Origin of the sequence: Streptomyces sp. NPDC015125 (assembly GCF_043080045.1) — a bacterium.
Lineage (GTDB): Bacteria > Actinomycetota > Actinomycetes > Streptomycetales > Streptomycetaceae > Streptomyces.
Window position 1 is genome coordinate 197,946 of record NZ_JBIBVF010000017.1, and the last position, 10,942, is coordinate 208,887.

At 67.5% G+C, this 10,942-nt stretch carries 5 protein-coding genes; 2 read left to right on the forward strand and 3 right to left on the reverse strand.

Annotated elements, in window-relative coordinates; translation table 11 throughout:
* Window positions 1-11 precede the first annotated feature (11 nt).
* On the reverse strand, window positions 12-2,297 hold the full coding sequence (locus tag ACF088_RS29045) for a hypothetical protein (protein ID WP_392378812.1): 2,286 nt from the start codon (window positions 2,295-2,297) through the stop codon (window positions 12-14).
* A 1,127-nt stretch (window positions 2,298-3,424) separates the two neighbouring features.
* Between ACF088_RS29045 and ACF088_RS29050 the strand changes: the two genes are divergently transcribed.
* Window positions 3,425-3,553: a DUF6408 family protein gene (locus tag ACF088_RS29050; RefSeq protein WP_392378813.1), complete on the forward strand. Its 129-nt coding sequence runs from the start codon at window positions 3,425-3,427 to the stop codon at window positions 3,551-3,553.
* A gap of 56 nt (window positions 3,554-3,609) precedes the next feature.
* Here ACF088_RS29050 and ACF088_RS29055 read toward each other — a convergent pair whose 3' ends face one another.
* Window positions 3,610-5,580, reverse strand: a complete 1,971-nt coding sequence (locus ACF088_RS29055) for a DUF2075 domain-containing protein (RefSeq protein ID WP_392378814.1) — start codon at window positions 5,578-5,580, stop codon at window positions 3,610-3,612.
* A 468-nt stretch (window positions 5,581-6,048) separates the two neighbouring features.
* Window positions 6,049-7,938 carry a DNA/RNA helicase domain-containing protein gene (locus ACF088_RS29060; RefSeq protein WP_392378815.1) on the reverse strand — a complete coding sequence of 630 codons (1,890 nt, stop codon included), beginning with the start codon at window positions 7,936-7,938 and terminating at the stop codon, window positions 6,049-6,051.
* 1,450 nt (window positions 7,939-9,388) lie between these two features.
* On the opposite strand from ACF088_RS29060, the gene ACF088_RS29065 reads away from it, so the two are divergent.
* Window positions 9,389-10,324, forward strand: a complete 936-nt coding sequence (locus ACF088_RS29065) for a hypothetical protein (protein WP_392378816.1) — start codon at window positions 9,389-9,391, stop codon at window positions 10,322-10,324.
* The last annotated feature ends 618 nt before the right edge of the window (window positions 10,325-10,942 follow it).

The window sequence follows — 10,942 nt, forward strand, 5'->3', positions numbered from 1 at the left end:
TGGTCCGAGACTCAGAGGCCACGGGTGTGCTGGGTGACGAATGTGTAGCCTTCGGGCAGCTCCCAGCCGTCCGCCTTGCCGAGTCTGCGGCAGTGCTCCCGGAAAGCGGTCCGCTGGACTTCGCTCGGAAAGCGCCCCGGCAACAGACGCCGCAGATGGCCGGGTACGTACTGCACACCGCGCATCCGCCCGGTCGCCGGACTCGTGGCGCCCCAGGGCCGTAGCACGCGTATCCGGGCGGGGCGGTAGCCGATGAGCGGTATGGTCCGTTCCCCCGGGCGCGCCGGGAAATGCGGCTGTCCTGTCGAGTCACGGCTGCCGACGGCTGGTTCGAGGAACCGCTCGGTGAGGAGTTCCGCCACCGCCGCTTCCAGGACGGCGGACTGCGCCCGCGCCGGCCGACGGCCATAGACGGCAAGGGGCAGGCCGCAGCGGTCGAGCAGGGCATGGCCCTCCGGTGTGAGCAGCCCGCAGCGGCGGACCGTGCGCATGACCAATTGCTTCGGCCCGAGGCCCACGGCCGTGTCACCGCTGCGGTCACTGCCCGGGGCGTCCTCCCGGGTGAGGACGCACGGGTCGTAACAGTGCCCGATCACTCGCCGGCCGACCTGCACCGGCTGGTCGAGCCGCGTCGTGACCACCCGGACCACCCGGCTGCCGCGGGACCAGTGGAGCTGGAGCACCAGGCCGGGGAAGAAGTCGAGGGGCCAGACCACTCCGGTCAGGCGGCCGGCTCCCTCACCGAGTTCCGCGACGGTGTTCTGAACGGCTTCGCCGACGTCGAGGGTGCCGCCGGGGTGGTCGAGCTCGAGCCGTATCGTGGGCTGCCGCCCGCAGGCCACCCGCAGCTCCCCCGCGATGGGCGAGCGCAGGGGAAGGCAGCCGTCGATGAGATGGCCCAGGCGCAGCGGCAGCCGCCAAACGACCTCTTCTTCACCGGTCTGCACCAGCTCACTCAGCCCGAGGACAGCATCGTCCGCAAGCGGTGAGTCAACCGGCTCCGACTCCGACTCCGACTCCGACTCCGACTCCGACCAGGGTGTCATTGCCGTTGTTGCGGCCCATCCCCGTCCGGCCGGAGCCAGAGGATCGCCCGGGCCTTCCGCGTCACCGGGGTGGTGGGACCGCCAGATGCCCCCGCCCTCGAAGGCGTCGTCGAGCGCGACCCGGGTGCCGTTCGCGAACAGGCCCTGATTGCTGTCCCGTTGGACCACGTCGGCAAGCGTCACGTTCGCGCGGCACACCGCTGCGGCGTACTCCACTCCCTTGAGCAGATCCTTGGCTCCGGGCAAGGCGCGCAGCCGGGGTCCGACCGCTGTGTAGACCGTGACGGGAGCCGTCAGTCCGTAGCGGCGCCGCGACGGGGTGGCCGCGCGTTCCACGGCCGCCGCGAGAGTTCTCAGGTCGTCGCCACCAAGTGGTCCGGTGTCACGCCAGCAGGCCGCAAGTGCCTGCCGGGTCATGGCGTACGAGCCCCACATACGCAACAGCTCGCTGGAGATGAGGATGCGTCGCACCGTGTCGAGGAGGCGGAGCAGACCGGCGCGGAGCGCGTCGTCGTGTGTGCTGCCCACGAGTTCGACGAGGGACACGGGGACGCAGGGGCTGAGGAGCTGCGCCCGTGCGGTGGTCAGTAGATAGTCCGCGTAGGCGGACAGGTCACCGCGCCGGGCCGCTTCCCGCGACGGGTAGCAGGCATCGATGACGACATGGCCGTCCTCGTTGATCCAGCGCTGGTGGGTACGCAAGCGGTGGAGCTGGGCGGGCGAAAGACTCAACCCGGGGCCGAAAGCATGCGGGTCCGGAACCAGGAGTTCCCGGCGCCGTGGAGAGGTGTCCGCCCCCGGCCTGCCCGGGCCTTCGGCACCCGCCGGCGCCCCGGACACCCACCCCGGTACGTCACCGAGGGTGCCCACGTCCGCGTGGGCACCCTCCTTGTAGAGGATCTCGGCGTAGAGCGGATCCGACCCTGTGGCAACGCACACCATGGCGCCGACGGGGAGGGCGGGGGCGCGCTCGCCGAGCGTGACCACGGGGAAGTCGTCGAGACGGAGAGGGCTGCGACCGTAGCCATCGCCGTCGAGGTCATAGCCGAAGTACACGGCGTTGAAGGCGACGGCGGCGTGCACCGGTGTGCGGCGGGCCTCGACGACCGCTTCCAGGTACCGCAGCAACCGATTCCGCTCCACGGCCGGTACGGCGTCATAGCCCTCGGCCATGGCAGAACTCAATAATGCGTGGTCGCCATACGGATCCGGCACCTCGGCCACGGTGTGGTGTGCCCGAGAAGCTGCCATCCCCTCGGCGCACTCCCCGTCCTCCGGATGCCCGGCTGAATTCTTCGGATGCTCTCCGGCCAGTCCCCCGAGTTTCCTGACGGCTGCTGGTCCCTGCGGCTCCCCACCCATGACACCTCCGCCGCACCTTAGGTCGTCCCGACCCACATGCAATGCTTCACGCAGGCTATGCCCGTCTTCGGCTCTCCGGCCACGTTTTCGTCCCCTTCACAAAGGCCGCGGGACGGCGCAGTGGAGCACACACCCGGCGCGGCACCGCCTGCCTGAATCGGCTCCGCAAGGCCGCCGCCGACCTGGAAGAAATCAGCTCCCCATCCTGTTGGGCGCATCCTGAATCGATGTCATCGGTCGGAGCGCGGTCCTTCTCTGCGGCTCCGCCCGTCCCCTCAGGAGACCAGAGTGAACTGCCCATCCTCCGGAGCTTGCGTGAGTCCGGGCTCCTACGGAGAGATGGGACCGTCATCTGCGGGGCACGGGCAGTGTCCCTGCGCTGCCCGTCCATGTTCTGCTGCCAGGCACGGCATGGAGAACGCTGCCGAGGCCGGGACCGGAACGGCCTCCTTGACCGTCCCGGCCCCGGCCTCCGCGGGTTCGCCCACCTCCGGAGTTTCGACTGTCTTCGGCTGGTCCCGTCGCCGGTAGGCGTCTCGGGCGGGATGTCGAGCGTGCACGGCAGGAGAGGGCAGCCCAGAGTCCGCGTGCCGGCAAGGCAGGCAGTTCGAAGAACAACCTCGACCAACCGGTTGTCCTCGAGGTGACGTTCGCGGAGAAGGACGAGGCGAAGGACGAGGCCAGGAAGCGGCTTCCTGGCGCACGCTGTGACCGGAGCGCCGGCAGTGATATGCCGAAGCCACCGGGGTGAGTCGCGAGCAGGCGGCACGGGGGCGTTCCCTCCGCGGACGTGACCACGGCCGGACGACGGCCAGAAAATCCATCCCGCTCAATACACGTCTGTACTAATGTTGTTCACGCTGCGCACCTTCCCGGAGGGTACGTCGGCGGTGTTCGGTCCGATCCTCGGCTGTGACTGACGAGTGGTTTCCACTGCGTGCTGCACGTGGTGTGAGTGCGGATGCCCGGTAGGGCGATCCCTGCCACTTCCAGCTCATGCCAAGGAGTGGTTACACATGAACCCCGTTGAGTACAAGCCTGCACGTCGTAACCGGCTTCGCGAGATCCTGGTCGACGTCGCTGTAAGTGTCATCGCCAATTTCGTGGTGGCGGCCCTGACCGCGGCAGCGGGCCTGGTCTTCTGACACAGGCATGTGGCGGGCCCGGAGAGCCCGCCACTCCGCACTTTCGGCAGGGTCAGTCAGAACAGCCGCAGATCCGGCCCCTGTGTATCCGGCCTGCTCCGAGTCCTGCGGGGTCGCCTTCCCCTCCGCGGCCGCGGCAGGTGCGGTACGCGTGCCTCCTGCGGCAGGTTCTCCCAGGTGGGGCGCAGCCCGTGGATCTGGAGCTCACCGACGAGTTCCTTCAGGTAGGCCCGCGTCTCCTCATCCGTGGAGTAGAGCACCGTCGCACGGCTGGCCCGGGTCATCAGCACGTGGTAGGCATGGCTGACGAGCCGGGCGAACTCCTCATCATCGACGCTGCCGGCCCTCACCTTCGGGTCGAACGAGCCGGGTACGGCAACGCGCTTGACGCCCGGTTCCAGGCCCTTGCGCTCCTTGCCCCGGCGGAACACCCATCGGTCGTCGCGCCGCACCATGTCCTCACCCATGATCACGCCGCACCAGTCCCACTCGAGACCCTGTGCCGTGTAGACACAGCCGATCTGACCGAGGCCGTTTTCGTGCACGGACCAGATCTTCGACGGTGGTGCGTCGTTCTGGCAGAACGTGTCGCTGTCCGCGTTCCACGTCCTGTGCCAGTCGCCGATGCGGACGTCGGCCTCCAACCGTTTCTCCTTGCCGAGTGGCTTCGTCCAGGGCCAGCAGTAGCCCGCAACGATGCGTGCGGAGGCGCCGGCCAGGGCTTCGGCGCGAATGATGCGTTCGAGTTCCTCCGGGGTATCCGCCACCTCGACGTGCATCAGACCATCCGGTGTCCACTGCTCCGGCGCATCGTCCGTCACCCCGAGGACGGCGCGCACCCAGCGGATGTAGGCGTCGCTGCCGCCGCACCGGAACTGCTCCTGGAGGCCGTATCGCACGAGTCGGGCGTCGTGTCGCTCCGCCGCGTCCTCGATCAGACCGACGGTGCCCACCTCGTTCGGCCGCACGGACTGGCCTTCGTCCAGGAAGAACACCGTCAGACGGGAGGCGTCCAGAAGCTCGTCCACCTGTGGTCGTGTGCCCTGCTGTTCGGGCTTCCAGAAACGGCTGGTCGAGCGGTCCCGCAAGCGGTGCGCTTCGTCGCAGATCAGCACGTCCAGCGCTGGGTCCGGCGGGGTGACGAAGCTGCTGAAGTAGGTGAAGCTCTCCTTGAACTGCCGGTCACCGTAGCCGACGTGTTCCTGGATCGCGCCGTTGAAAGCCCTGCTGCCGCTGGCGTACTTGACCGTCCGGCCCTGGGCCTCCAACTCCGCTTTGATCTGGAGCCCGATGGCACTCTTGCCGGTGCCGGCACCACCGGTCACCAAGAAGACCACGCGCCGCTCGTCCGGGACGAGGGCGGGACGCCGAGGTTCCGGGAGGGCCTGGGCAGCGGTATCCAGGATCTGGTCAGCGACCGCCTTCTGCCGACCGCGCAGTGTGAAAACGGTGTCGTCTCCACGGGACCGGATCATGGCATCGAGCAGGGGCGTGTTACGCAAACCCATGCTCCGCAGGAGCATCTCGGCCGCGGAGGCCCCACCTTCATCAGCGAAGTTCCTCCGGAGATCGGACAGCAGTTCTTCGCGCCGGTCGTTCGTGTACACACGCGCGTAGGCGCCGGTCGGGGCATCCACGTCGATCAGGGCCCGCACGGACGCCTCGGTGGCGTTGTGCAGGTAAGCGAAACCGCCGCATTCGAAATCGAGCCCGTTCAGCGGCCCACTGCTGCTCGTGAAAGCCTCGTAGTATTCGCGCAGTTGAACGGCAGGGTGCTTCTTCCTACCCATCCCCGGTACGTGCACCAGTTCCGCGGTGGCCTGTTCCACCCTGGTCACCATTGACCAACGCTTCAACTCGACCAGCTGAACGGACAGTCGACGCTCCTGCGGATGATGGCCCACGAGAACGACATCGATGAGTCGGGGATCACCCGGTCGTTCGGCCTCGTCGAGCGTGGCAGCGCACTCGACGATCATTTCCACGTTCCCGCGACCGGCGGCGACGAGGTCGTTGGCGAGGCTCACCAGGCTTTCCGCCCACGCGGAACGTTCCGTCAGCGAGGCGTCAGCCCCTCGGAAGTGTCGCCATCGGGCGGCGAGGTGCGGCACCATACGACGCCTTGCATTCAGCGTAAGCAGATCTTGGGCCGCCAACTTCAGCAGCAGCATGGACACGAGGTGGTTCCCCCCTGGGCACGAGTGACTCGTGCGGGTGGGGGCATGTCCTCGTGGGAAGCCCGTCGGGCCGCAACCGGTACCGGAGATCTTAGGGATACGGCCGCTTACCGAGAAACGCAGCACCGCTGTCGGCCATGACCGCAGGCACCGTGTGCGGATCACGCCGTCAGTGGCGTGGAGGCGTGGGTAGGACCATGGCTGTCCACGTCAGTTGCCGGATTGCTGCCAGCCGAAGTCTCGCAGGGCAAAGCGAATGGGCTGTCCCGTCTGGCCCGCTCCGGCCCTCCCCTCCTGCCGGGGCTTCCCGCCGTGCGTTCAGCCCGTGGCGTGTTCCCGTTCCAGGCAGCCACCCACCAGTTCCCGCAGCTTCTCCCGGGTCTCCGGATCCGTCGAGTAAACGATCGTGCCGATCATGCCTCGGGTCAGCAGCACCTTGTAGGTGTTGCGGATAAGCCGGTCCACGTCGGCGTCCGGGGTGGACTTCTTGAAGACCGGGTCCCTGGACGCCGCGCGGTCCGTGACCCAGCCCTCGCCGCGCCAGACCAGGTCGGGGCCGATGATGACGCCGGACCAGTCGTACTCGAAGCCCTGGGCGGTGTAGACACAGCCGACCTGGCCGAAGCCCGCAGGATCGGTGGCCCACAGGGCGGACGGGGGCGCACCGGATACGGAGCGGTCGCCTCGCAGGTTCCAGGGGCGGGACCAGTTTCCGATGACGACATCAGACGGAAGTGGTGCGCCGGGCCTGGGTTCCGGGGACCAACGCCAGCAGTAGCCGGCGGACATACGGGCGCTGTTGTTCTGGGCGCGGCGGGCGTCAAGGAATGCTTCCATCTCCTGCGGACTGTCGGCGACCAGCAGCCGCATGCGGTCGTCCGGCTCCCAGAACACCGGGCCGCCGGGCTCCAGGCCGAGTAGCCGTACCACCCAGCGCAGATAGGCATCGCTGCCGCCGCAACGGAACTGGCCCTCCAGCGGCACGACATGGCAGCCGAAGCCCTTGGCTGCCGCAGCCGCCTTGATTTCTTCCAAGGTGCCCATCTCGCCGGGTCGCACCACCTGGTGCTCGTCCAGGAGGAAGACGGGTACACGAGCGACGTCGATGAGTTCGTCGATCTGCCGCCTGGCGGTGCGGTGGGCCGCGGGCGTGTAGCGGTTGGCAGAGGTCTCACGGATGCGGTGGGCCTCGTCACAGATCAGGACATCGAGGCTGTTCTCCTCTGTGGTCATGAAGCTGTTGAAGTACTTGAACAGCTCCTGCACCTCTCGCTTGCGGGTACCCGCCACCTTCCGCATCGTCTTGGTGAACGACTGGGAGCCAGTGGCGTGCAGGGCCGGAACGCCCTGCCGGTACAGCTCGCCGAGCAGGGAGAGCGCGATGACGCTCTTGCCGGTGCCAGGCCCGCCGGTGACAACCACGACCTCCTTGTGATCGGACCGCTTCGCCTTGCGCACAGCGTTGAGCACGCATCGGTACGCGACCTGCTGTTCGTCGAGAAGGACGAACTGCTCACGTTCACGTACCTCTTGGGCCGCAACAGCCATCAATTGCTTCGAGGGCACGGTCTTGCCCGCCTGCAGTTCGTCGGCGGCGCGAGCGCCCGGGTGCTTGTCGCTGAGCCTGGCGCGGAGGTGATCGAGGAACTCTCCACGCCGATCGCCGGTGAACAGCTGACCACAGTCGTCGAGCTCTATCGCGCGCAGACCGCTGACGCCGGCATCGGTGGCATTGTGGAGGAACGCCACTCCGCTGATCCGGCCGGGGTGCTCGGCCACCGCGCCGTTGAAGTGAACGAGGTACTCGCAGTAGCGCCGTACCTGCTCTATGGGGTTGAGGACCGGATGTGCGTAGGCGTCGATACGGCACAGCATCGGGTCGTCCTCGTCAGGCATGGCCTGACTCCACTGCTTCAGCTCCACTACGACGTACGACGGCTCCCCCGTCACCGGATGCACTCCGGCGAGCACGACGTCGGCGCGTTTACTGTTCAGCGGGAGTGCGTACTCCAGCATGACCTCCACGTCCCCCAGACCCGCGTCGTTGAGCGCGTCGGCCAGGATGGGGATGCTGCGCTCCCAGGAACGCACCTCCGAGGCGGTGGGCCGGTAGCCGTGCATGTGAACGAACTGGTCGGTGGGGTGCAGGAACAGCGAACCGTCGAGTGCCATGACGGCGACCGTTTTCGCGGACGCGCGGAACAGCAAGGACTTCCCCCAGGCAGCACGAAGTGACTCGTGCGGGTGGGGGCATGTCCTTCAAGACTCCACCGGGGCGGAGCGGAAGCCCGTCGGGCCGCGTTGATGATGTGTCCGAGGGTACCTGGCAGCACAGACAGCCGTACCGGCGGCTGCAGGGGCACCAGGCACGCCGCTTCCGGCGTCTGCTGCCGTCTCTCAGCCGTGTGTCACCAGACGTCAGCCGGACAGCCACCCGCCTGCGCCGTGGCGTCGCTGACCCGCCGCTCCGGGGGCGTCCGGTCCCTCGTGAGGTCCAGGTGTCGGCCGCCGTAGCGGGCGAAGGGGTCACGGACCTGCGACAGCAGGTGTGCACAGGCTGGTCGGCTCGTGGTCAGTGACCGCGCGCCACGCCATCCGGCCCGGCGGCCAGATCCTCCAGGAGTACATCGGCGACCAGTTCCTCGACCACGGCGGTGCTGACATTCAGGGCGGGTGTCCCGGAACAAGGGAAATTCGCCTGGCAGAGGGCGGTCAGGCATGAGAGAGGAGGTCCGCTTCGTCGGCACGGACCACGTCTTCGGATCGACCAGGACGCGTATGGAGGACGGCAGCGAACGCGATTGCCGCGCGGGCGGCGGCGGGGTAGAAGCACTGATCGCGGCCGGCAAGCTAGCCGGAACCGGTGGCAAGTCGGCACGAAGCGATGGGAAACCACGTTCATCGCCGATCTCGAAGCCTCGCTCCCCAGCCTTCCGATGAGGAGTGGCGAGCCCACACTGTTCGATCTCCCCTCGGCCGGTGGTGAGCACCCCTTGAGCATGCGAGGGGAAGTTCTCCGTCATTGCCGGGACGCGCCCTGGCAACGTCCGGCAGGATCGGGGTGTGCTTCGTCAGACATGACCGAAGGGGTCCGATCCACTTGAACGCATCCACAACTCCAGGGATCCAGCCAGCTGGTCGCCCTTCTGGCACCGGAAGACCCCGAAATGAGGGCGGTCGCGCTGCTTGAGCGCATCGACGAGCTCGTCGAAAACCTCCGGTCAGCCACGCAGCGGGCGACCTGCCGAAATTGCCACAAACCCATTGAGCGCGGTCCGGGCGCGAAGACAACTGGGTGCATTGCCACCCGGATCGTCATCGAGGCTGCCGGGCTGCATCCTTCGACAACGATGCTGAGCCCGCCTGGGACGACTCCTTGTCCCGGTCTTGGAAGGCTCGGCCCCAGTCCTGACAGCCCTCCGGAACTCCGGGCCCTGAGCCATTACCGTCGGCAGCAGTTCCGGTGTCCAACGGCCAACAAGCGGTAAAGAGGCACCGGCCAGGCCGCCCCCAACCGCGACCCTCTTCGCTGGTCAGAGATCCGCGCACACTGGAGCCCCCTGATTCCCCAGCTCACAACGCGGGTTGGGATCCGTGACTGCGAGGACCTCTACGAAGCCCCCTCACCCTTCACCTCCTCACTCTCCAGGAGTCCGATGTGAATGACCACCCCTCGTTCCCCACCCCCAGCTCCGCCCCGGCAGAGGCCATGACCGCGCTTGAGATCGACGAAGCCTTATCCGCCCTGGCACGCTGCTCGGACGTCCTCCTCAAGGAGTCGCAAGCTGAGCAGCAACGCATGGAAGAGTTGAACGAGCTCAGCGAAACCAGCATCCAGCAGCGCGCCGAAGGCCAGGGATTGCAGTACGACGCGGAGTACACGCTCCTCTCCGTCCGTCTGCGCCTGGCCATCCGGTGCGCGAAAGCGCACCGCGACGCCGTGCATGAATTCGTCTGCTGGTGGATGGACGCAGCCGTGACGGCGTGGAAATCCGCGGTCCACGGGACACCCATGCCCTACGCACGCCTGGGCGCGGCCGCACCGGACACCCTGATGCTCGATGACGACCTGGCCGTCCTGCCTGGCGTGGACGAACAGACGCGAACGCTAGTGGAGCTGAGCTCCTTCCTCGGCGCACCCCCACCGGGCACGGGCCCCGGCAACGACGACGACCTCGCCACCATGACCACCGACCTGGCAGCGCGTTCCGGCCTGTCCATTCGGCGGAACGGGACAGGCGCCATCGAGGTGGTGGACGACGTCGCCCCGGAGGCACGGCGCCGTCGTCTCTGGGGCGACTGCTGGCTTGAGCTCGGCATTCCGGCGCTTCCCCGCCCCGGCGGCGAACTCGACGCCCTGCTTGTCCGCGCTCCGAGCGAAACCGCGGACCGCCTGCTGAGCGCGTCCCGGGCAGTCGTCAGTGCAGCCATGGCCAGAGTGCGCCTGACGGAGTTGGAAGACACCGGGGCGCGCTGGACACCGGCGGAGATCGATGAGTACGACCAACTCTCCGCTCAGCACGACCGCTTGACGCGCCTCTTGGCTGACTACGCACAAGCCGTCACCGAGAGCCTGCCCGACATGCGGGCCTAGCCGACGCCAACAGAGAAGAGCGGCCGGCAAGGACTTCCCGTACACACTGGGCACCACGCGTTACATCGAGGTCCATAAGGACGGCCGAGTCACCCAGGGCGCGGGACCTGACGCCTGTCAACGGGCGCTCGCCGGGGAATCCCGCCTTGTCGCTTTCTGGCCCGGGCAATGGCGAAGCGGAGGAAAGCGGCCGGCTCCGCCGTCTCGGACAGTGGCCAGGTCGAAGCGGGATTGCGAGCGAGATGCCTCCCTCTGCCTTCGGCGGCGGACCGCAGGCTCGGGTTCCTACATCGTCATCCCCTATCCAACGATCAACTTCGGTCGGGTGTTTCAGCCGCAGTCGGTTAGTCGGTCCCCGTCCGTACTCTGTTAGCACCAACAAGACCAGCGTCCCCGGCGAAAGCGACGTGGACATCATGGTGAAGCTCAATGATCCCTTTCACGCCGACGGCGTGGCGCCCTGGTGGTTTGGCGAGCAGGCCGACGCGGGGAAGTGGACCAGGCCCCACGAGGGGCGAACGGACCGGAACGCAGAAAAGCCCCGCACCATAAGGTGCGGGGCTTTCCCACAATGATTGTTCGGCGGCGTCCTACTCTCCCACAGGGTCCCCCCTGCAG